The sequence below is a fragment of the Pseudonocardia spirodelae genome, from assembly GCF_037727765.1.
GTDB classification, from domain to species: domain Bacteria; phylum Actinomycetota; class Actinomycetes; order Mycobacteriales; family Pseudonocardiaceae; genus Pseudonocardia; species Pseudonocardia spirodelae.
In genome coordinates this window covers 194612-215254 of the sequence record NZ_JBBJUP010000008.1, presented here as the reverse complement: position 1 = coordinate 215254, position 20643 = coordinate 194612, and the positions used below count along the sequence as shown (strand labels likewise).

Annotated in this window: 23 protein-coding genes; 17 read left to right on the top strand and 6 right to left on the bottom strand. The window is 75.2% G+C overall.

What is annotated here, in order from left to right:
- The first annotated feature begins 160 nt into the window (after positions 1–160).
- The 6 genes from clpB to WJX68_RS12390 all read left to right on the top strand — a co-directional run bounded on the left by clpB (position 161) and on the right by WJX68_RS12390 (position 6203).
- The gene (gene clpB, locus WJX68_RS12415) at positions 161–2785 is read left to right on the top strand and encodes an ATP-dependent chaperone ClpB (RefSeq protein ID WP_340289895.1); all 2625 of its coding nucleotides are present in this window, start codon (positions 161–163) and stop codon (positions 2783–2785) included.
- A gap of 49 nt (positions 2786–2834) precedes the next feature.
- Complete coding sequence (locus tag WJX68_RS12410; protein ID WP_340289893.1) at positions 2835–3167, top strand: YbaB/EbfC family nucleoid-associated protein; 333 nt, start codon at positions 2835–2837, stop codon at positions 3165–3167.
- Complete coding sequence (locus tag WJX68_RS12405; protein ID WP_340289891.1) at positions 3164–3502, top strand: type VII secretion target; 339 nt, start codon at positions 3164–3166, stop codon at positions 3500–3502. The genes WJX68_RS12410 and WJX68_RS12405 overlap by 4 nt, the downstream gene beginning before the upstream one ends.
- Positions 3499–4362: a WXG100 family type VII secretion target gene (locus WJX68_RS12400; protein WP_340289889.1), complete on the top strand. Its 864-nt coding sequence runs from the start codon at positions 3499–3501 to the stop codon at positions 4360–4362. The genes WJX68_RS12405 and WJX68_RS12400 overlap by 4 nt, the downstream gene beginning before the upstream one ends.
- Positions 4363–4436: 74 nt before the next feature.
- Entirely contained in the window at positions 4437–5084 is a 648-nt protein-coding gene (locus WJX68_RS12395) for a type III secretion system chaperone family protein (protein WP_340289886.1), read from the top strand.
- Between the two features lie 90 nt (positions 5085–5174).
- Complete coding sequence (locus tag WJX68_RS12390; RefSeq protein WP_340289884.1) at positions 5175–6203, top strand: SDR family NAD(P)-dependent oxidoreductase; 1029 nt, start codon at positions 5175–5177, stop codon at positions 6201–6203.
- Between the two features lie 18 nt (positions 6204–6221).
- Here the strand turns inward: WJX68_RS12390 and WJX68_RS12385 are convergent, their stop codons facing one another.
- Positions 6222–6851, bottom strand: coding sequence for a nucleoside/nucleotide kinase family protein (locus tag WJX68_RS12385; RefSeq protein ID WP_340289882.1), 630 nt, complete (start codon positions 6849–6851; stop codon positions 6222–6224).
- 199 nt (positions 6852–7050) lie between these two features.
- On the opposite strand from WJX68_RS12385, the gene WJX68_RS12380 reads away from it, so the two are divergent.
- A complete protein-coding gene (locus tag WJX68_RS12380) occupies positions 7051–8049 on the top strand; it encodes an adenosine deaminase (protein ID WP_340289880.1) in 999 nt (332 codons plus the stop codon).
- A gap of 51 nt (positions 8050–8100) precedes the next feature.
- Here WJX68_RS12380 and WJX68_RS12375 read toward each other — a convergent pair whose 3' ends face one another.
- A complete protein-coding gene (locus tag WJX68_RS12375) occupies positions 8101–9699 on the bottom strand; it encodes a flavin-containing monooxygenase (protein WP_340289878.1) in 1599 nt (532 codons plus the stop codon).
- A gap of 150 nt (positions 9700–9849) precedes the next feature.
- Here WJX68_RS12375 and WJX68_RS12370 point away from each other — a divergent pair, with 150 nt between their 5' ends.
- The 3 genes from WJX68_RS12370 to WJX68_RS12360 are packed head-to-tail and all read left to right on the top strand — an operon-like array spanning position 9850 to position 11851.
- Complete coding sequence (locus tag WJX68_RS12370; protein WP_340289876.1) at positions 9850–10623, top strand: SDR family NAD(P)-dependent oxidoreductase; 774 nt, start codon at positions 9850–9852, stop codon at positions 10621–10623.
- Entirely contained in the window at positions 10620–11180 is a 561-nt protein-coding gene (pyrE, locus tag WJX68_RS12365; RefSeq protein ID WP_340289874.1) for an orotate phosphoribosyltransferase, read from the top strand. The genes WJX68_RS12370 and pyrE overlap by 4 nt, the downstream gene beginning before the upstream one ends.
- Entirely contained in the window at positions 11177–11851 is a 675-nt protein-coding gene (locus WJX68_RS12360) for a TrmH family RNA methyltransferase (RefSeq protein WP_340289872.1), read from the top strand. The genes pyrE and WJX68_RS12360 overlap by 4 nt, the downstream gene beginning before the upstream one ends.
- Positions 11852–11875: 24 nt before the next feature.
- Here WJX68_RS12360 and WJX68_RS12355 read toward each other — a convergent pair whose 3' ends face one another.
- The 3 genes from WJX68_RS12355 to WJX68_RS12345 all read right to left on the bottom strand — a co-directional run bounded on the left by WJX68_RS12355 (position 11876) and on the right by WJX68_RS12345 (position 14012).
- A complete protein-coding gene (locus WJX68_RS12355; RefSeq protein ID WP_340289870.1) occupies positions 11876–12895 on the bottom strand; it encodes a DedA family protein in 1020 nt (339 codons plus the stop codon).
- Positions 12896–12984: 89 nt separating this feature from the next.
- The gene (locus WJX68_RS12350; RefSeq protein ID WP_340289868.1) at positions 12985–13326 is read right to left on the bottom strand and encodes a hypothetical protein; all 342 of its coding nucleotides are present in this window, start codon (positions 13324–13326) and stop codon (positions 12985–12987) included.
- Positions 13323–14012: an RNA polymerase sigma factor gene (locus WJX68_RS12345; protein WP_340289866.1), complete on the bottom strand. Its 690-nt coding sequence runs from the start codon at positions 14010–14012 to the stop codon at positions 13323–13325. Before WJX68_RS12345 ends, WJX68_RS12350 begins: the two co-directional genes overlap by 4 nt.
- Positions 14013–14193: 181 nt before the next feature.
- Here WJX68_RS12345 and fbaA point away from each other — a divergent pair, with 181 nt between their 5' ends.
- From fbaA to WJX68_RS12310, 7 genes are all read left to right on the top strand, one after another.
- Positions 14194–15222 carry a class II fructose-bisphosphate aldolase gene (fbaA, locus tag WJX68_RS12340; protein WP_340289864.1) on the top strand — a complete coding sequence of 343 codons (1029 nt, stop codon included), beginning with the start codon at positions 14194–14196 and terminating at the stop codon, positions 15220–15222.
- A 59-nt stretch (positions 15223–15281) separates the two neighbouring features.
- Positions 15282–15695 (top strand): DUF3151 domain-containing protein, encoded by a 414-nt coding sequence (locus WJX68_RS12335; protein ID WP_340289862.1) that lies wholly within the window; start codon positions 15282–15284, stop codon positions 15693–15695.
- Between the two features lie 7 nt (positions 15696–15702).
- Complete coding sequence (locus tag WJX68_RS12330) at positions 15703–16845, top strand: FUSC family protein (protein ID WP_340289859.1); 1143 nt, start codon at positions 15703–15705, stop codon at positions 16843–16845.
- Positions 16846–16965: 120 nt separating this feature from the next.
- Positions 16966–17643: a lysophospholipid acyltransferase family protein gene (locus tag WJX68_RS12325; RefSeq protein WP_340289856.1), complete on the top strand. Its 678-nt coding sequence runs from the start codon at positions 16966–16968 to the stop codon at positions 17641–17643.
- A gap of 43 nt (positions 17644–17686) precedes the next feature.
- Entirely contained in the window at positions 17687–18220 is a 534-nt protein-coding gene (locus WJX68_RS12320) for a DUF3558 family protein (protein ID WP_340289854.1), read from the top strand.
- Positions 18221–18337: 117 nt separating this feature from the next.
- The gene (locus tag WJX68_RS12315) at positions 18338–18664 is read left to right on the top strand and encodes a hypothetical protein (protein ID WP_340289852.1); all 327 of its coding nucleotides are present in this window, start codon (positions 18338–18340) and stop codon (positions 18662–18664) included.
- An 11-nt stretch (positions 18665–18675) separates the two neighbouring features.
- Positions 18676–20028, top strand: coding sequence for a hypothetical protein (locus WJX68_RS12310; RefSeq protein WP_340289850.1), 1353 nt, complete (start codon positions 18676–18678; stop codon positions 20026–20028).
- Here the strand turns inward: WJX68_RS12310 and WJX68_RS12305 are convergent, their stop codons facing one another.
- A complete protein-coding gene (locus tag WJX68_RS12305; RefSeq protein ID WP_340289847.1) occupies positions 20029–20610 on the bottom strand; it encodes a hypothetical protein in 582 nt (193 codons plus the stop codon). It lies immediately after the preceding gene.
- Positions 20611–20643: the final 33 nt, after the last annotated feature.

The window sequence follows — 20643 nt, the reverse complement described above, 5'->3', positions numbered from 1 at the left end:
AAATCGCGGAACTTCCTCGCGTTGAGTGGAATGGACTCAACTTTCCTGCCGTTGGACCTGTCGAGAGGCGCACCGGCCGGGCACACTGTGAGCAGCGGCCCGGGGTGCCGCTCCCCGTCACAGACCATCGACCGAGAAGGACCGGGAGGAACAGCGGAGCATGGACTCCTTCAACCCCACCACCCGTACCCAGCAGGCCGTCTCCGCCGCCGTGCAGGCCGCGACACTGGCCGGCAACCCGGACGTCGGGCCGACCCACCTGCTGGGCGCCCTGCTGGCCCAGGGCGACGGCATCGCCGCGCCCCTGCTGGCCGCCGCCGGTGCCGACGCGGGCGCCGTCCGGGCCGAGCTGACCGCGCTGGGCAACCGGCTGCCGTCGGCCTCGGGCTCCTCCATGAGCGCGCCCCAGCTGTCGCGCGACGCGCTGGCCTCGATCACCGCCGCGCAGCAGCTCGCCACCGAGATGGGCGACGAGTACGTCTCGACCGAGCACCTGCTCGTCGGGCTCGCCCGGGCCGGCGGCCCGGTCGCGCAGCTCCTGCAGCGCCACGGCGCCGGGCCGGACGCGCTGCGCGAGGCGTTCGGCAGGGTCCGCGGCTCGGCCCGGGTGACCAGCCCGGACCCGGAGGGCAGCTACCAGGCCCTGGAGAAGTACGGCCAGGACCTCACCGCGCGCGCCAAGGAGGGCGGGCTCGACCCCGTCATCGGCCGCGACACCGAGATCCGCCGCGTCGTGCAGGTGCTCTCGCGCCGCACGAAGAACAACCCCGTGCTGATCGGCGAGCCGGGCGTCGGCAAGACCGCGATCGTCGAGGGGCTCGCCCAGCGCATCGTGGCCGGCGACGTCCCCGAGTCGCTGCGCGGCAAGCGCGTCGTGGCGCTCGACCTCGGGTCGATGGTCGCGGGCGCGAAGTACCGCGGCGAGTTCGAGGAGCGGCTCAAGGCCGTCCTCAAGGAGATCACCGACTCCGCCGGAGAGGTCATCACCTTCATCGACGAGCTGCACACGATCGTCGGCGCGGGCGCGACCGGTGAGGGCGCGATGGACGCCGGCAACATGATCAAGCCGATGCTCGCCCGCGGCGAGCTGCGGATGGTCGGCGCCACCACGCTCGACGAGTACCGCCAGCACATCGAGAAGGACCCGGCCCTGGAGCGCCGCTTCCAGCAGGTGCTGGTCGGCGAGCCGTCGGTCGAGGACACCGTCGGCATCCTGCGCGGGCTCAAGGAGCGCTACGAGGTGCACCACGGCGTCCGGATCACCGACGCCGCGCTCGTCGCCGCCGCGACCCTGTCCGACCGCTACATCACCGCCCGGTTCCTCCCGGACAAGGCCATCGACCTGGTCGACGAGGCCGCCTCCCGGCTCCGGATGGAGATCGACTCGCGCCCGGTGGAGATCGACACCGTGGAGCGCGCCGTCCGCCGGCTGGAGATCGAGGAGATGGCGCTGGCCAAGGAGAGCGACGCCGCGTCCGCCGACCGCCTGGTCGCGCTGCGCGCCGAGCTGGCCGAGAAGCGCGAGGAGCTCGCGGCACTGACCGCCCGCTGGCAGAACGAGAAGGGCGCCATCGAGGCGACCCGCGAGCTCAAGGAGCAGCTGGAGCAGCTGCGCGGCGAGTCCGACCGGGCCGAGCGCGACGGTGACCTGGGCCGGGCCGCGGAGCTGCGCTACGGGCGCATCCCGGCGCTGGAGAAGGAGCTGGCCGAGAAGACCGCCGTCGTCGAGCGGCAGGAGGAGGTCATGCTCAAGGAGGAGGTCGGCCCGGACGACGTCGCCGACGTCGTCAGCTCCTGGACCGGCGTCCCCGCCGGCCGGATGCTGGAGGGCGAGACCGCCAAGCTCCTGCGCATGGAGGACGAGCTGGGCCGGCGCGTGGTCGGCCAGGCCGAGGCCGTGCGCGTGGTGTCCGACGCGGTGCGCCGGGCCCGGGCCGGCGTCGCGGACGAGAACCGGCCGACCGGGTCGTTCCTGTTCCTCGGGCCGACCGGCGTCGGCAAGACCGAGCTGGCCAAGGCGCTGGCCGAGTTCCTGTTCGACGACGAGCGGGCGATGATCCGCATCGACATGAGCGAGTACTCCGAGAAGCACTCGGTGGCCCGCCTGGTCGGTGCGCCCCCCGGCTACGTCGGCTACGACCAGGGCGGCCAGCTCACCGAGGCCGTACGGCGGCGCCCGTACTCGGTGGTACTGCTCGACGAGGTCGAGAAGGCCCACCCCGACGTCTTCGACACGCTCCTGCAGGTGCTCGACGACGGCCGGCTCACCGACGGCCAGGGCCGCACGGTGGACTTCCGCAACACCATCCTGGTGCTGACCTCCAACCTGGGCAGCCAGGCGATCGCCGACCAGGCGCTCGACGAGAAGGCGCGCGAGGACGCGGTCATGGCCGTGGTCCGGACGCACTTCAAGCCCGAGTTCCTCAACCGCCTCGACGACGTCGTGGTCTTCCACGCGCTGTCGACCGAGGAGCTGACCCACATCGTCGACATCCAGGTCGGCGTGCTGGGCCGGCGCCTGGCGAGGCGGCGGCTGAGCCTGGAGGTCTCCGACGCGGCCCGCGAGTGGCTCGCCCTGAACGGGTTCGACCCGGTCTACGGCGCGCGCCCGCTGCGCCGCCTGGTGCAGTCCGCCATCGGTGACCAGCTGGCCCGCGAGCTGCTGTCCGGCACCGTCCGCGAGGGCGACACGGTGCGGGTCGACCTCGACCCGTCCGCCGACGGCGGCACCGGCGGCCTCGTCGTCGGGAAGTCGGTCGGGGAGCCGGTCGCGATCGCGAACTGATCCCGCGGTTCGCCCGTGGGCCCCGGCGGTGCCCGTCATCGTCGGGGCCATGGAGCCCCACACCGACGGCCGGCCGGGCGCCGGACGCACCTGGCTGGACGAGTACCGCGAGCGCGTCGAGACGATCCGGCTGCGGGCCGAGCAGGCCCGCGACCGGGTGGCGACGGTGACCGCGACCGCACGCACCCGCGACGGTGCGGTCGTGGTCACCGTCGACGCGTCCGGGACGCTGACCGACCTGCAGCTCGGGGTGCGGGCGGAGGACCTGCCGCGGACCCGGCTGGCCGAGACGGTGCTGCGGCTGAGCCGGGAGGCCGCCGCGGACGCGACGGCGCAGGTCGAGCGCATCATGGCGCCGCTGACGGCCGGGGCCGGGTCGTGAGCCGGCCCGAGCTCGTCGTCGTGCCCGACGCGGTGACCGCCCGGGCGCGGGCGCTGGAGGAGGCCGGCGCCGCCGTCGCCGGGATGCGCCCGGCGCAGGCGGAGCTGGACAGCGGCGCGTACGGCGTGGTCGGCGCCTTCTTCTCCGCCCACGCCACCGCGGCGATGCGCGCCGGGGTCGAGGCGCTGGAGGTCCTGGCCGCGGAGCTGCGGGAGCTCGCCGGATCGGCCCGCGACGCCGCGGCGGCCTACCTCGAGACCGAGCTCGCCGCAGCCGCCCGCTTCGGGGAGGTCGAGGTCCCGTCGGCCCCGGACCGGGTCGGCGGCTCCCGGTGACGGCACCGGTCGCGGTCGAGCCACCCGGCCCGCTCGAGGGCGCGGGTGTCTTCTCCTCCTACGCGGACGTGGGCAAGGCGGTCACCGAGCAGGACGCGCCGGGGGTCGCCGTCGCTGCGACCGTGGCGGGCCTCGACACCCTGAGCCTGGTCATGGAGCCCCTCGACGAGCTGGGCGCCGCCGGCGTCGGGTGGGCCATCGAGCGGTTCGCCTTCCTGCGGGAGCCGCTCGACCGGCTGTGCGGCGACGCCCGGCAGATCGAGGCGAGGGCGAAGGACTGGCAGCAGATCTCGGGCGAGCTGCTCGCCCGCGCCGCCGACGTCGAGGCCGTGCTCGCCCGGCCGCAGGACTGGAGCGGTGCGGCGGCCGCCGCGTTCCACGGCACCGTCGCCGACCGCGCCGACGCGGTACGCCGGCTGTCCGGCGCGGCGCACGACGTCGCCGACGTCGTCCTCGCCTCCGCCTCGGCCGTCGGGACGGAGCGGGCGATCGTGCGGGACCTGATCGCCGAGTTCGTCGTGTGGCTTGTGCCGAAGCTCCTCGCGTGGGCCGCGGGGGCGGCCGTCACCGCCGGCGCCGCGGCCCCGGTCGGGCTCGCCGTGCTCGTGCTCGACGCGGTCGAGCTCGCGCGGACGCTCGCCCGCCGGGTCGAGGCCGTGGTCGGGCTGCTGGCGGAGGCCGCCACCGTGGCGCGACGGCTGGAGGACACCATGCGGACCGGCCTCCTGCCCGGCACCGCGGGCGCCGCGGCCGAGGAGGCCGTGACCCGGGGCCAGGACGCCGTGCTGGAGTACGGCAAGAACGACGCGGCCCGCCGGGCCACCGCCGCGGAGTGGGACGCCGCGGCTCCGCCCGGCTGAACACCGCGCGACGTGCACGTCCGGATCCGTGGCGTTACCACGCGTCGGCGCCGGTCGGGACTACGCTCCGCGGCATGTCGGTCTGGTTCGTCATCGCCATCGTCGCGATCGTCGTCGGTGTCGGTCTGCTGCTCTTCGACCGGTTCCGCGGGGGCGCGACGCGTGACCGCCGCCGCTGGGCCTCGATGCGGGAGTGGGAGTACCTCGAGTCCGATCCCGTCCTGCCCAGCCGCTGGCGCTACGGGACGATCCACCAGGGCGGCCCCGGCGTGGCCCGCAACCTGGTCTCCGGTGACGTCCCGACCCCGGACGGCCCGCGCAAGGCCTACGCGTTCGACCACGAGCAGGCCGGCCGGATCAGCTCGGTGCTGTGCGCGGTGCAGGTCCACGTGTCGCTGCCGGCCGCCGTCGAGCTGCGGCTGCCCTCGGCCCCGCTGCCCGACGACGCCGGCCTGGACCTGCTCGAGCCCGTCGGCGAGCGCTACGCCTTCGTCAGCGACGCCGACGCCGTCCGCCCGCTGCTGACCCCCCGGGTCGCCGACGCCAGCGACGCGATCGGCGAGGACGTGGAGCTGCTCTGGGCCGAGGACGCCTGGGTGCTGGCCGCCGCACCCGTCGGCATCTCCGCCGACCGGATGCAGGACCTGCTCGCCGACCTGGCCGAGGTCGCCACCGCTCTGGAGGAGGGGCTGCACGCCCGTCGTCCCGCGATCGAGTCCTGAGCAGCGACTATCTACGCTCCGTAGATCCACCGCAACGCGATGTGACCACCCGAATGCGTTAAGCCGAACGGGTCCCGATAGCCTGATCGTGTGGCTCTGGCTCTCATCACCGGCGGCGGTACGGGTCTCGGCGCGGCTCTGGCCGACCGACTGGCCGCGCGCGGACACGACCTCCTGCTCGTCACCCGCGACCCCGACCGCGTGGCCGCCTCCGCCCGGGCGCTCGCCGCCCGGTACGGGGTCCGCGCGGACGTCCTCGTCGCCGACCTCGGGACCCGGCACGGCCTGTTCCGGCTGGAGGCCCATCTCTCCGGGCCCGAGGCCCCGGCCGTCGACCTGCTCGTGCACGACGCCCTGTCCGAGGCGCCCGGCATCGCCTCCGTGGCGCCGGACGAGCAGCAGGCCCGCATCGACCTCGGCGTCACCGCGACGATGCGCCTCACCCACGCCGCGCTGCCCGGGATGCTCCGCCGCGGCACCGGCGGGATCGTCGCGGTCGCCGGCTCGCCGGCCCCCGCCGACGGTCCCGCGGCCGCCTGGGCGGTGTCGTTCGTGACCGCGCTGGCCCCGACCCTGTACGGCAGCGGCGTCGGCGTCGTCACCGTGCGGGCCGACGACCGCGACCACTGGAGCGCCGCGGCCGCCGAGGCCGTGCTGGACGACCTCGACGCCGGAGTGATCGTCAGTGAGCCGCGGCCCGAGCCGGTGCGGCCCGGTGCGGCCCGCCGCGCCGTCGCGGCCGGTGTCCGGGTGGCGCGCCGGGGCGCGGAACTGCTGCACGACGCGACCTGGGAGCCGGCGTCCGACGCCGCCGCGACGGCCCCGGACGTCCCGGCGGCACCCGCGTCACCCGGGACACGGCAGGTGCCTGCGGCGACCCCGGAGGAGCTGCTCGCCGGCACGTCCGTGGTCCGGCGCGCACCGTCGCGGCTGCCGGACCTGCCGTCGCGGCCCGGCGCCGGGCGCGCGGTCGGCGCGGCCGCGGAGTGCGGGCGGCACTGGGCCGCGGGTTCCCTGCGGACCGCGGAGCAGCGTGCCCGCGCGACGGCGGCCGCCCGGGCCCGGTCCCGGACCCGTCACACCTCCCCGCACGCCACCGCGAGCGTCACCAGCGCCTGAGCGGGCGGGTCCGGCCGCTCAGGGCCGGACCCGCACCACCAGGTCCGCCCGCTCCCGGCCGCGGGTGACGACCCCGGCGTTGGCCTCGTCGCTGCCCAGGGTCCAGGCCACGGCGTCGTCGTGGCTCTTCCCGTGCCGCTCGTGGCGCAGCGTGAGCCGGTCGCGCCGGGTCGCGGGGTCGAGCTCCACGTACCAGCTCTCGTCGAGCAGCTCCGCGACCCGCGACCAGCCGTCCTCGGCGGTCAGCAGGTAGTTGCCCTCGGTCAGGACCAGGGGCACGGTCCGCGGCACCGGGATCGCGGAGCCGATCGGCTCGTCGATCGTGCGGTCGAAGTCGGGCGCGTGCACGACCTCGTCCTCGGCCGCCCGCAGGCGGCGCAGCAGCGCGACGTAGCCGTCGCGGTCGAAGGTGTCGCAGGCGCCCTTGCGGTCGCGGCGCCCCCACGCCCGCAGGGTGGCGTCGGCGAGGTGGAAGCCGTCCATCGGGACGAGCGCGCACACGGCGGGCCCGAGCGCGTCGGCCACGGCCCGGGCCAGCGTCGACTTGCCGGCCCCGGGCGGGCCGGTGACCCCCAGCACCGTGCGCGGCCCGCGGGCGGCGAGACCGCGGGCCCGCTCCACGAGATCGGCCACGGTCAGCTCGGCCACCGCGGGCTCCTTCACGTGGCCGTCCGCAGGGCGGCGGGACGCGGGCCGGGCCGGTCGGCCCCGCGGTCGGCGGTGTCCGGGCACGGACGCACGACCCCTCCTCCGGACGGCAGCGGTGGACCGCGCGCATCCTCGCACGCGGCCGTCGCCGGTGGAGGCGGGCCGGGGAGCGGCGCGGGGCGCGCGCGATGATGTCGGGGTGACGACCACCGGGACCCCGCCGCTGCCGAAGGCCGAGCTGCACCTGCACATCGAGGGCACGCTCGAGCCCGAGACCGTGTTCGAGCTGGCCCGGCGGCACGACGTCGCGCTGCCCCACGCCTCGGTGGAGGACCTGCGCGCCGCCTACGACTTCACCGACCTGCAGTCCTTCCTGGACGTCTACTACGCCAACATGGCCGTCCTGCGGACCCGCGACGACTTCGCCGAGCTCGCGTCGGCCTACCTGCGGACCTGCCCGGAGCAGGGGGTCCGCCACGTCGAGATGTTCTTCGACCCGCAGGCCCACACCTCCCGCGGCGTGGCCATGGGCGACGTCGTCGGCGGGCTCACCGACGCGATCGAGGCGCACGCCGCCGACGTCTCGGCGGGGCTGATCCTCTGCTTCCTGCGTGACCGCTCCGCGAGCGAGGCCCTCGACACCCTGCGCGCCGCGGAGCCGTACCTGGACCGGATCGTCGGGGTCGGGCTGGACTCGGCCGAGGTCGGCCACCCGCCGACGAAGTTCACCGAGGTCTTCGACCGGGCCCGCGGGTTGGGGCTGCGCCCGGTCGCGCACGCCGGTGAGGAGGGCCCGGCCGGCTACGTCCGCGAGGCCCTCGACGAGCTCGGCGTCGAGCGCGTCGACCACGGCATCCGCTCCATCGAGGACGACGAGCTGGTCGCCCGGCTGGTCCGCGACCGTACGCCGCTGACGGTCTGCCCGCTGTCCAACGTGCGCCTGGCGTGCGTGCCGGGGATCGGGCTGCACCCGCTGCCGGAGATGCTGGCCGCCGGGCTGAACGTGTCCGTGCACTCCGACGACCCGGCCTACTTCGGCGGCTACGCCGACACGAACTACGCCGCCGTCCGCGACGGTCTCGGCTTCACCGACGACCAGCTCCGGACCCTGGCCGCCAACTCCTTCGCCTCGTCCTTCCTCGACGAGCCGGCCGTGCAGCGGTTCACCGCGGAGGTGGGCGCCTGGCAGCGCTCGTGAGTGGCTTCCGGCGCCCCGGACACCGTGCACGACGCCCGGGGGCCGAGCCGCCTACGCGGTCGCGGCCAGCCGGACCGGGCGCAGCGGGTGCAGCGGTCGCCCGGCGCCGGTCCGGCCGCGCTCGACGTCGAACGGCGACAGCCGGAACCGGCGGGTCCGCAGCTGGTACTCCGCGGTGTTCGCCGGCCACATGACGACGTTGACGCCCTCGTCGTTCTGGTAGTAGCTCGAGCAGCCGCCGGTCTCGTAGACGGTGCGGGCCGAGCGGCGGCGGATGCGGCGCGTCCAGCGCTCCTCGGCGTCGGCCCGCACGTCCAGGCTGCGGATGCCCTCGGCGGCCATCCGGCAGACGGCGTCGGCGACGTAGCGGGCCTGCGCCTCGGAGAACAGCAGTGTCGAGCTCGCGCCGCTGGTGGCGTTCGGGCCCTGCATGAGGAACAGGTTCGGGAAGCCCGGGTAGCTCATCCCCAGGTACGCGCGGGGGTAGGCGCCCCAGTGCTCGTGCAGCGAGCGGCCGGCGGCGTCGTGCAGGCGGCGCGCGATGGGGGCGGTCGCGCCCACCTCGAAGCCGGTGGTCAGCACGATCGCGTCGACCTCGGCGCGGCTGCCGTCGCCGGAGACGACGGTGCGCCCCTCGACCCGGGCGAGCCCGCCGGTGTGCAGCGTGGTGTTCGGCGCCGTCATCGCGGGCAGGTAGTCGTTGGACACCAGCGGGCGCTTGCACGCGTAGTCGAAGTCGGGCGTCAGCCGCGCCCGCAGCGCGGGGTCGGTGACCTGGGAGGTCAGGTGCCGCCGCCCGACCCGGGTCAGGGCCTCGCGCAGCAGCCGCGAGCGCCGGGTCGCCGCGAGCAGCTCGGCGCCGACGTAGATGACGTCGAACTGCATCCGGCTCAGCAGCGGGTTGGCCGCCAGCGCACGCCGGGTGCGCTCGCCGACCGGCCGTTCGGGCTTGGGGAGGATCCAGGCCGGGGTGCGCTGCAGGACGTGCAGCTGCGACACCTGCGGCTGCAGCCGCGGGACGAGCTGGATCGCCGTCGCCCCGGTGCCGACGACTGCGACCCGCGATCCGGCGAGGTCGGCGGTGTGGTCCCAGCGGGCGGAGTGGAACACCGGGCCGGGGAACGCGTCGAGGCCCGCGACGTCGGGCTGCTTCGGGTCGGCGACCAGCCCGGCCGCGCTGACCAGGACGTCCGCGGTGAACTCGCCGGTCGGGGTGTCGATCCGCCAGCGGGCGGCGTCGGCGTCCCACCGCGCGGAGAGCACGTCGGCGCCGAACCGGACGTGGTCGGCCAGGCCGGTGGAGCGGGCGAGGCGGCGCGCGTAGTCCTGCACCTCGTGGCCGGGCGCGTAGAGCTCGCTCCACTCCGGGTTGGTCATGGCGCGCAGCTGGTAGAGCGGCGACGGGGTGTCGACGCCGACGCCCGGGTAGGTGTTGTCGCGCCAGACGCCACCGACGTCGTCGGCCCGTTCCAGGAGCACGAAGTCGTGCACGCCCCGCCGGAGCAGGGCCAGGCCCACGGCGAGTCCGGTGAAGCCCGCGCCCACGACGGCGACCCGGGAGTGCCGGGGCGACGGTCCGGTCGGCGCGCCGGGGGCGCCGGGAGAAGCGGGATCGACCGGTCGCCGGATCGACAGCGCCTCGGACGTCATGGCTCGACGGTAAAGGCTTCATGGGGCGGCGGCACGCGAGAGCGGCCCGTCTCACGAGGTCGCCGGGGTCCGGTGTCGCGCGGGTCACACCGACCCGCCGGTAACCCTTGCCCGTGCGCCCGCGCCCCGCCGACGCACTACGCTCGCCGCGTGCCCTCCGTCATGATCACGGGCGCGTCGTCGGGGATCGGGGCGGCGTTCGCCGACCGGCTCGCCGCCGACGGCCGCGACCTCGTGCTCGTGGCGCGCGACGCCGAGCGCCTGCAGGCCGCCGCGCAGCGCTACCGCGACCTGGGCGTCGCCGTCGAGGTGCTGCCCGCCGACCTCGCCGACCCGGCCGAGCGGGCCCGGGTCGTCCGGCGGCTCGCCGACCCCGACGTCGCGCCGGTCGACCTGCTCGTCAACAACGCGGGCCTCGCGCTGGGCGCCCCCTTCCTGGAGAACGACGCGGCCGAACTCGCCCGCCAGCTGCAGGTCAACGTGGCCGCCGTGCTGGAGCTGACGCGTGCCGCGCTGCCGGGGATGGTCGACCGGGGCACCGGCGCGGTCCTGAACGTCGCCAGCGTCGCCGGCTTCCTCGCCGGGCGCGGCTCGACCTACCCCGCCGACAAGGCGTGGGTCATCTCCTTCACCGAGGGCGTCGCGGCGTCGCTGCAGGGCACCGGGGTGCGCGCGATGGTGCTGTGCCCCGGCTACGTGCGTACCGAGTTCCACGAGCGGGCCGGCATCGACGTCGGTGCGCGGCGCGGCCCGCTGTGGCTGGAGCCCTCGCGGGTCGTCGACGAGGCGCTCGCGGACCTGGACCGGGGCCGCGTCGTCTCGGTGCCGTCCACGCAGTACAAGGCGATCGTGGGGGTGACCGGGGTGCTGCCCCGTGGCCTGCTGCGACGCATCACGGCGACGTTCGACAGGGACCGCACATGAGCACCGCACACGCCGACCGCGCCCGCCTCGCCGCGCTGGTGCGGGAGATCGCCGTCGTCCACGAGCGGGTCACGCTCTCCTCGGGCGCCGAGGCCGACTACTACGTCGACCTGCGCCGCGTCACGCTGCACCACGAGGCGTCCCCGCTGATCGGACGCCTGCTGCGCGCCCTGACCGAGGACTGGACCTACCGCTCGGTGGGCGGGCTGACCCTCGGCGCCGACCCGGTCGCGACGGCGGTCCTGCACGCGGCCGCCGCCGAGCCCGGTGCCGACCCGGTCGACGCGTTCGTCGTGCGCAAGGAGACCAAGCGGCACGGCATGCAGCGGCTCATCGAGGGCCCCGACATCGCAGGCCGCCCGGTGCTCGTCGTCGAGGACACCTCCACCACCGGCGGCTCGGTGCTGACCGCGGTCCGCTCGGTCCTGCAGGCCGGGGCGGACGTCGTCGGCGTCTGCACGGTCGTCGACCGCGACACCGGGGCGCGGCAGGCCGTCGAGGCCGAGGGCGTGCCGTACCGCGCGCTGCTGGGGCTGGCGGACCTGCAGCTGGGATGACGCCCGAGCCCGGGCCGGACCCCGGCGGCGACCCCGGACCGAGCGGGTGGACGGTCCCCGGCCAGGTCGGGGTCGGCCCCTGGGAGGGGTCGTGGCCCGCGGGGGAGCACTGGGACCCGGAGCTGCTCGAGCACGGGGACCGGCGCAACGTCGTCGACCCGTACCGCTACTGGCGCCGCGAGGCCGTCGCCGCGGACCTGGCCCGCCGCGCGCACCCGTTCCACGTGGCGATCGAGAACCTGGGGCACGACCACAACATCGGCACCGTCGTCCGGACGGCGAACGCGTTCGGCGCGGCCGGGGTGCACATCGTCGGGCGACGGCGGTGGAACCGGCGCGGCGCGATGGTCACCGACCGCTACCTGCGGCTGCACCACCACGCCGGCGCGGCGGGCCTCGTCGCGTTCGCCCGCGGGCACGGCCTCGCGGTCGTCGCGGTGGACAACGTGCCCGGCGCCCTGCGGCTGGAGGAGACGACCCTGCCGCGCGAGTGCGTGCTCGTCTTCGGGGCGGAGGGGCCGGGCCTGTCGCCGGAGCTGCGCGCCGCGGCCGACCTCGCCGTGTCCATCGCCCAGTTCGGCTCGACGCGGTCGGTCAACGCGGGGGTCGCGTCCGGTATCGTGATGCACGGCTGGGTCCGCGCGCACGCGGACCTGTCCGACGCGTGGTGACCGGCCTCCCCGGGCGGGGCGGGCTCAGCGCCCCGGGCGGGGCGGCATCGAGGGACGGCCGGTGGTGTGCCGGTACGGCGGCTCCCCGCCGCCCTGCGGGGTGCCCGGGGCCGGGCCGCCGGGACGCGGCGCCGGCCCGTTCGGCGGGACGAGCCCGCCGTGCTGCGGCGCGCCGTCCAGCGGGGCGGGACCGCCGTGCTGCGGGGGCGCCCCGTACGGTGCGGCGCCGGGGCGCGGGGCCTGCTCGCCGTGCGGCGCGGGGCCGGTCCCGACCGCCGGCATCCGCATGGTGACCGCGGCCGGGTCGTCCTCGCCGTCGCGCCCGGTGACGGTGGCGGCGGCCGCCCCGCCCGCGGCGCCGGCGACACCGTCGACCGCGGTCGCGGGTCCACCGCGCTTCGACACCGCCCGCGCCCGCAGCACCTCGAACACGATCGGCAGCACCGAGATCAGCACGATCGCGATGAGGATCAGGTCGATGTGCTCGCGGACGAAGGTGAACTGGCCGAGGAAGTAGCCGAGCACCGTCACGCCCGCGGCCCAGGCGACGCCGCCGATGAGCGAGTAGGTGAGGTAGCGCTTCGGGTCCATCCGCGCGACGCCGGCGCTGACCGTGATGAACGTCCGCACGATCGGCACGAAGCGGCCCAGGACGATGGCCCGGTTGCCGTACTTCTCGAAGAACTCGTGGGTCTTCTCGACGTGCGTGGGGTTGAACAGCTTCGACTTCGGCTTGTCGAAGACGGCGGGCCCGGCGCGGTAGCCGATCCCGTAGCCGACGGCGTTGCCGGCGAAGGCCGACACCACCAGCACCAGGCACACCAGCCACAGCGGGATGCCGATCGCGCCCTGGGCGACGAACAGGCCCGCCGTGAACAGCAGCGAGTCGCCCGGGAGGAAGAAGCCGAGCAGCAGCCCGCACTCGGCGAAGATGATCGCCGCGACCCCCACGAGGGCCCACGGGCCCAGGGACTCGATGATCACCGCCGGGTCCAGCCAGTCGGGGCCGAGGGCGATTGCCTGCGTCGCGGCGAGAACCGTCACCTCATCGACGGTACCGGCCGGGTGATCGCGTCCTGCGGGCCCGTCACCAGCCGAAACGGACTGAACGGACAGCTCGGGCGAACCGGGCGTCAGCCCAGCGCGGGCAGCGCCCCGGGCAGCAGCACCGAGACCAGCGCCAGGCCGCCGCCGAGCAGCGCGCCGACCAGCAGCGCGACGAGCGCGGCCCACACGATCTGCCCGGTGAGCGGCCGCGCGGGCTCCGGCGCGGGCGGCTGCGGCACCGGACGGCGCTGCTGCGGCGGCGCGGGCCGGGGCGCCGGCGGCGGGATCCGCCCGGGCATCCGCGGCGGCGCGGGCGGCGGACCGCCTGCCGGGCGGGGCGGCATGGGGCGCCCGCGGGCCTGAGCCTGCAGGGCCTCGCCGATGCGGCGGGCGGCGTCGTCGCGCCCGGCGGGCTGGGGCCCGGTCATCGTGCCTCCCCCGGACGGCGGACGGCCTCGGTCCCGGCCCGCTCGGCCATGATCCGGGCGACGGCGTCGAGCGCGCGGCTCGCGGTCGACTTCACGGTGCCGCGGCTCATGCCGGCGGCCTCGGAGATCTCGGACTCGGTGAGCCCGCCGTAGTAGCGCAGCACCAGCACCTCGCGCTGGCGCGGCGGCAGCTGGCCCAGCGCGTCGACGACCGACTGGTGCTCGGCCGACAGCATGGCCAGCGACTCGGCGGAGCGCGCGTTCGCGGCGTGCGGGGGGACGTACTCGCGTGCCGTGCGACGCCGGCGCAGCACCGACCGCGAGCCGTTCACCACGGCGGCGCGCAGGTAGGCGACGGCGGCCGTCTCGTCCCGCAGGCCCGACCAGTGCCGGTGCAGCCCGGTGAACGCCTCCTGCACGACGTCCTCGGCGGTGGCCGGGATGTCGACGAGCAGCATCGCCAGGCGCATCAGACGCAGGCGGTGGTCGCGGTAGAGGTCGGCCAGCGTCAGCGGCGTGTCCGGCCCGTCCTGCGCGCCGGATCCGCCCGGCCCGTCGGCCGGGGCCGCGGCCGACGGTGCGGGGAACGGGTGCGGCCCGGTCCCGTCGGGGGCCGGACGGCTGTCGATGGCGCGCAACCGGCCCAACGTCCGGTCGACGGCGTTCTCGGCGCGCTCCTCCTCCACGCGTTCCACCCTAGCGACCACCACCGACGGCCCTCGCAGCGTTACCGGTCACCGCGCCCGGCGCGGTGAGACCAGCCCCATGACGACGATGACTCCCGCCGCCCACCGGGTACGTGATACTCACCCGGAGACAAGGAGCGCTGCGCGGAGCAGCGACCGCCGACGACGAGGAGGCAGGCCCGTGCCCATCGCCACGCCCGAGATCTACAACCAGATGCTGGACAACGCCAAGAGCGGCGAGTTCGCCTACCCGGCGATCAACGTGACCAGCACGGAGACCCTGAACGCGGCGCTGCGCGGGTTCGCCGAGGCCGGCTCGGACGGCATCGTGCAGATCTCGACCGGTGGTGCGGAGTTCCTGTCCGGCACCCGGGTCAAGGACATGGTCACCGGCTCGGTCGGCCTGGCCGAGTTCGCGCACGTCGTCGCGGACAAGTACCCGGTCAACATCGCGCTGCACACCGACCACTGCCCCAAGGACAAGCTGGACGGCTTCGTCCGCCCGCTGATCGCGATCAGCCAGGAGCGCGTGAGCAAGGGGAAGAACCCGCTGTTCCAGTCGCACATGTGGGACGGCTCCGCGGTCGAGCTCGAGGAGAACCTCAAGATCGCCGCCGAGCTGCTCGAGGAGGCCGCGAACGCGAAGATCATCCTCGAGGTCGAGATCGGCGTCGTCGGCGGCGAGGAGGACGGCGTCGCGAACGACATCAACGACAAGCTCTACACCGCGCCGGGCGACTACGAGCGCACCGTCGAGGTCCTCGGGGCCGGCGAGAAGGGCCGCTACCTGCTGGCCGCGACCTTCGGCAACGTGCACGGCGTCTACAAGCCGGGCAACGTCAAGCTCCGCCCGGAGATCCTGAAGCAGGGCCAGGAGGTCGCCGTGCAGAAGCTCGGTCTCGACGCCGGCGCCAAGCCGTTCGACCTGGTCTTCCACGGGGGCTCCGGCTCGCTGCTGGAGGAGATCCACGAGTCGCTGACCTACGGCGTCGTGAAGATGAACGTCGACACCGACACCCAGTACGCCTTCACCCGGCCGATCGCGGCGCACATGTTCGAGAACTACGGCGGCGTGCTGAAGGTCGACGGCGAGGTCGGCAACAAGAAGGTCTACGACCCGCGGTCGTACCTGAAGAAGGCCGAGGTCGCGATGAGCGAGCGCATCATCGAGGCCTGCGAGTCGCTGAAGTCGGCCGGCAAGGCCCTCTGAGACCCTCCCGCGCGCCCACCGGTTGGCGACGGCCGGTGGGCGCGCGCCAGGATGGCGTCATGAGTCTGCACGGCAACCTGCTCGAGCCCGACGCCACGCGCCTGCCGGTCGACCCCGCGGCGGCCGACCTGGACGCGGGCACGGACCCGTCGGAGGTGGCGGCGGGATCGCCGTCGTCGTCGATCGCCTGGGCGGTCCTCGCGGAGCGCGCCCTCGACGCCGGCGAGGCCGTCGCCGCGTACGCCTACGCCCGCACCGGCTACCACCGCGGGCTGGACCAGCTGCGCCGCAACGGCTGGAAGGGCTTCGGCCCGGTGCCGTGGTCGCACGAGCCGAACCGCGGCTTCCTGCGGTCCTGCGGGGCGCTGCTGCGTGCCGCCGACGCCGTCGGCGAGGCCCCCGAGGTCGAGCGTCTGCGCACCCTGATCTCCGACTCGGACCCGCAGGCGCTCGCCGCGCTCGGCGTGTCCTGACCCGGCGATGACGGCCGCGTGGGACCGGGTCCGCTCGCGCGGCCGCACCGGGGCCCGGCGGGTCCGCGCGTCGTGGCTGCCGATCCTGCAGTGCTCGGTCGCCGCGGGGCTCGCCCTCTGGGTGGCCGGTGACCTCGTCGGGCACGCCCGGCCGTTCTTCGCCCCGATCGCGGCCGTGCTGAGCCTGGGCATGTCGCTGAACTCCCGGCTGCGGCGCACCGTCGAGCTGGTGGTCGGGGTGAGCATCGGCGTGCTCGTCGGCGACCTGCTCATCGCGCAGATCGGCGGCGGGATCTGGCAGCTGGTGCTGGTCGTCGCGCTGGCGCTGGTCGTGGCCGTGTTCACCGACGGCGGCACGCTGTTCGTCAACCAGGCCGCGGTGTCCGCGGTGCTGGTGACGACGCTGCTGCCGCCCGGCGAGACCGGCGGGATCGATCGCTGTGTCGACGCCCTGATCGGCGGCCTCGCCGGGATCCTGATCGCCGCGGTCATCCCGGTGCACCCGGTGCGGATCGTGCGGCGGGTGGCGCGGCGGGTCCTCGACGACCTGGTGACCGTGCTCACCGAGACCGCGACCGCGCTGCGGGAGGGCGACCGCGAGAGCGCCTCGCGGGCGCTGGCCCGGGCCCGGGACACCCAGACCGTCGTCGACGAGCTCCGCACGGCCGTCAGCTCGGCGGGCGAGGTCGCGACGGTCTCGCCGCTGCACCGCCCCCGCCGGGCCCTGCTGCGCCGGTACCGGACGCTGGCCGAGCGCGCCGACTACGCCCACCGCAACGCCCGTGTCCTCGCCCGCCGGTCCATGACCGCGATCGAGGACGGCGAGCCGGTCCCGCCGGGACTGCCCGACGCGATCGCCGAGCTCGCCGGCGCCGTCGAGGCGCTCATCGCGGAGCTGGGTCAGGACGGCGACCGCGTCCGCGCCCGCGGGCCCATCCTGGAGGCCGTGCAGCACGCGCCGGTCCTCGCCGACCCCGGCGCGGTCGTCGTCCGGCCACCGGACGGGCCGGTCGCCCCGGCCGTGTCCGCGCCGGTGCTCGTCGCCCAGGTCCGCTCGATCGCGGTCGACCTGCTGCAGGCGACCGGCCTGACCCGCAGCGAGGCCCTGCGCGCGCTGCGGGAGCAGCTCACCGACCCGCACATCGGCTGATCGGGCGGCGGGGGTTCCGTCACGACCCGGTCACGGAGCAGAATCAGGCGCTGTTCGGCGCCGGGACGTCGGGTCCCCCTGCACGGAGTTGTGGACGTCGCTCACCGATCGGGGTGCACCGTGCAGCTGCTCATCCGCTACGTCCTCGCGCCGCTCGTCCGCCTCGTGTGGCGGCCCCGGGTGCGCGGCGCGGACCGGATCCCGCTCTCCGGCCCGGTCATCCTCGCGGCCAACCACCGCGCGGCCGTCGACACCGCGTTCATCCCGCTGGTCGCGCCGCGCAGGGTCGCCTTCCTCGGCAAGGCCGAGTACTTCACCGGCCGTGACCTGCGCGGACGCCTGATGGCCGCCTTCCTGGGCGCGCTCGGCTACATCCCGGTCGACCGCGGCAACGCCCGCGCCGGACTCGCCGCGCTGTCCGCCGGCCGCGAGGTGCTGCGCCGCGGCGGCGCCTTCGGCATCTACCCCGAGGGCACCCGCTCGCTCGACGGCCGTCTGCACCGCGGCCACACCGGCGTCGCGGCGCTGGCGCTGTCGACCGGCGCCGTCGTGGTGCCGGTGGGGCTGATCGGGACCGAGCGGGTGCAGCCGATCGGACGGCTGATCCCGCGCCTGGCCCGCGTCGAGATCCGGTTCGGGCGGCCGCTGGAGTTCAGCCGCTACGAGGGGCTGGAGGGGGCGCCGGCGATCCGGCGGGCGGTGACCGACGAGATCATGGACGCGATCGCCGACCTGTCCGGGCAGACCTACGTGGACAGCTACCACCGACGTCCGGACGAGGGTGCCGCCGCGGCCTGAGCGTTCCGGCCTGTTCGCGACGGGCGCGGGCTAGCCTGCGCCGGTGCTGCGTGTGGTTCTGGGGCTGGTCGTGGTCGTCGGGGTGCTCGGGGGGTGTGGGGCGGCGGAGCCGGCGGGGCCGTTCCCGGAGCGGCCGGTGGAGATCGATGTCGGATCGGTCGATCCGTGCACCGCGCTCACTCCCGCACAGCAGGGCGAGTTGGGTGTCGAAGTGGGCGATCCGACCGGAGCGAGGTCTCAGGAAGGTTTCGGCGCCGGATGCCTGTGGAACGATTACGACTCCGGATTCAACTACGGTCTGCGGATCGTCGAGCAGCCGGCTTCGGTATTCGTCGGCTCCCCCGGAGTCGTGGTGCAGACCCTGGCCGGCTTCGGAGCAGTTCGCAGCACGGCGTTCGAGGATTCCGCACCGACATGCGAGCTGTACATCGACACGTCGGAAGTTGGCAGTATTCGGGTTCAGGCCCAGGCGACCTTCGAGACCGAGGCCGGACGGCCGGAACACGTCGAAGACGTGTGCTCGGCAGCGTCGTCCGTCGCGACGACGATCGTCGAGAACCTCCGTGGGACAGGCTGACCGTATTCGCTATCGGAACGGGATCTGCGGGAACGGGCCCGCGAGCGGGTCGCGGCTCCTAGCCTCGCGCCCGTGGACACTCTCAGGGACCCTCGAACCCGGGCGACGGATGCGTTGATGGTGCAGATCGACCGCGACAACGTTGTCGGTGTCCATCGACTTCTTCATGCGCGATGCGAAGAGATGCAAAGAGTACTCGGACGCGCGATGGACCTCCGGCGGATTCAGCCGTGTGCGGACGATCCGGTGTCGAGGGATGCGGTATCGGTGTTCCAGCCGAAGATCGGTTCGATCATGGCGACGCACCACGCGTATCTCACAGAACTGTTCCGGGCGCGCGATGCACTCGAAGCCGCGGCAGTCGGCTACGGCCTGGTCGAGGCGGACAACGTGGCAGCACTGCGTTCCACAGCAGTTCCTGCGCAGCCCACGGTCGACCGGTAGACGGTGCCCCCGTGGCTCTCCCGCGCTGCAACTACTTCGAGGCCTACGACCTCGCGACCAAGGTCGCGTGGATCACGGGCAAGCCGGGCTCTGCGGCGACCCGACAGACGTCCGACGGGCTGGGGCGACTGGTCGATGACATGGCGACGACCAAGCAGACCCTCGATCGCGGCATGGCCGACCTCGGCATCTCCTGGCAGGGCCCTGCGGCCGAGGCGGCGCAGGAATCGCTCACCCGCACGGCGAACGGCGTCGACGGTACTGCGACCGTGGCCGCGAACGGCGCCGCGCGGATCGTCGACCACGGCGTCGCGTTCGAACGGATGCGGGCCCGGATCGACTTCGTGGACCCGGCGCAGTACTCCTGGGTCCAGCGGGTCGGTGACAACCTGAGCGAGGCCTGGCAGGCCCTGCAGGGCGACGGCACCGACCACGTCACCATCGCCGAGCGCAACCAGGTCAACGACGAGGCCGCCAATCGCGCGCTGCGTCAGTACGAGTCGGAGACCTCCGATCTCGACGACCGGTTCACCACCGAGGCCGCTGCTGGTCCGCCCGCCCCGGCCGGGCAGGTCGGAGGGAGCCCGGGCATTCCGCCGGGTTCCGCAGGACCGGTGTCCACCGCACCCGACCCCCTGCCCGGCGGCACGACGATCCCCTCGACGATCGCGGCCGGACAGCACGGCGGCGGAGGCCCCGGCGCGCTCGAACCGGGCGGTGGGGGCGGCGGTGCGCCCACGGTGACCTCCGCAGGCGGCGGTGGGGGATCCGGTGGCAGCGGCGCGGGTGGGACCCCGACCGTCCCGACGCCGGTCACCACGAGCGCGGACACGCGAACCCCGCCCCCGGCGCCCCGGAATCCGCTGGACCCCGGCGATGCCCGCGCCCCGTGGTCGCCGTCGCCGTATCGGTCCCGGGTCCCGCGGCCGGACCCTACGACCCTGCGCGACGACCGCGCCCGCGAGTTCGCCGACCGGTCCCGCCGGCAGCAGCTGCTGCGGCCCGGCACCGTCGAGCGGTACAGGGGCGGCCGCACGACCCCGCCCCTGCCGGGCGGCGGGCGGGGGCCCGGCCCGACCACCGAGCCGCATCTGCCGGGCTCCCGCGGGGGCCCCGGGACGGCGTGGGGGACGGAATCGCGCGTGCCCGGCGGGCGTACCGCGCAGGCCGAGACGTGGGCGGGCGCCCGCGGCGTCGAGCCGCGCGGCGCCACCGGCGGCTACGGCCCGATGGCCGGCGGCATGGGCGCCGGGCGCGACGGGCAGGAGCACCGCAACCGCTACGTCGTCCCCACCGACGAGGTGTTCGACGTCGGGGTCACCGCCACCGACGCCGTCCTCGCACCGGAGGACCCGGGACGCTGATCAGCCCGGGAGCACCGGCCGCCACGGCTCGGTGTGCCTGTACCAGGCCCAGCGCTTGATCTCGCGCGGGTGCGCGACGCCGTCGCGGACGGGCGTCGCGCCGGTGGTCCCGATCTGGATCGCCCGGCCGGTCGCCGCGGTCACGCCGCGCCCGCCGCGGACGTGCACCCCCTCCGGGCCCGCGTCGACGACGAGCGACCGCACGCGGCCGTGCAGCACCCGCGTCGCGTCGCAGTAGGCCTCGCCGTAGAGGTCGCGGATCTCGCCGCGCCCGGCGAGGACGCCGCCGTTGTCGTCGCGCACGAGCGGCATGTCCCGCGCGGTACCGGACCGGGCGAGCGCGACGGCGTCACCGAACGACGACGGGAACCCCCAGCTCACGGCGGCGCGCGACCGTCGCGACACCGGCAGGTAGGCGACCTCGGTGCCGAGCGCGTCGCGGCGCAGCAGGCGCACGAGCACCGCGGCGAGGTCGGCGTCGTCGCCGTGGACGATCAGCCGGCGGGCCGGGAGCAGGCCGTCGATCTCGGCCTTGCCGGGGCGTGGACCCACGGTGACCGAACGCACCGCGGGATCGGACACCAGCGACGACGGTGGGCGTTCCCGCCGCGAGCC

Coding starts and splice junctions, on each gene's coding strand:
- WJX68_RS12360 (WP_340289872.1), top strand. CDS start 11,177: ATGACGCCCGAGCCCGGGCCGGACCCCGGCGGCGACCCCGGACCGAGC.
- WJX68_RS12330 (WP_340289859.1), top strand. CDS start 15,703: ATGACGGCCGCGTGGGACCGGGTCCGCTCGCGCGGCCGCACCGGGGCC.
- WJX68_RS12315 (WP_340289852.1), top strand. CDS start 18,338: ATGGTGCAGATCGACCGCGACAACGTTGTCGGTGTCCATCGACTTCTT.
- WJX68_RS12395 (WP_340289886.1), top strand. CDS start 4,437: ATGTCGGTCTGGTTCGTCATCGCCATCGTCGCGATCGTCGTCGGTGTC.
- pyrE (WP_340289874.1), top strand. CDS start 10,620: ATGAGCACCGCACACGCCGACCGCGCCCGCCTCGCCGCGCTGGTGCGG.
- clpB (WP_340289895.1), top strand. CDS start 161: ATGGACTCCTTCAACCCCACCACCCGTACCCAGCAGGCCGTCTCCGCC.
- WJX68_RS12350 (WP_340289868.1), bottom strand. CDS start 13,326: ATGACCGGGCCCCAGCCCGCCGGGCGCGACGACGCCGCCCGCCGCATC.
- WJX68_RS12410 (WP_340289893.1), top strand. CDS start 2,835: ATGGAGCCCCACACCGACGGCCGGCCGGGCGCCGGACGCACCTGGCTG.
- WJX68_RS12375 (WP_340289878.1), bottom strand. CDS start 9,699: ATGACGTCCGAGGCGCTGTCGATCCGGCGACCGGTCGATCCCGCTTCT.
- WJX68_RS12335 (WP_340289862.1), top strand. CDS start 15,282: ATGAGTCTGCACGGCAACCTGCTCGAGCCCGACGCCACGCGCCTGCCG.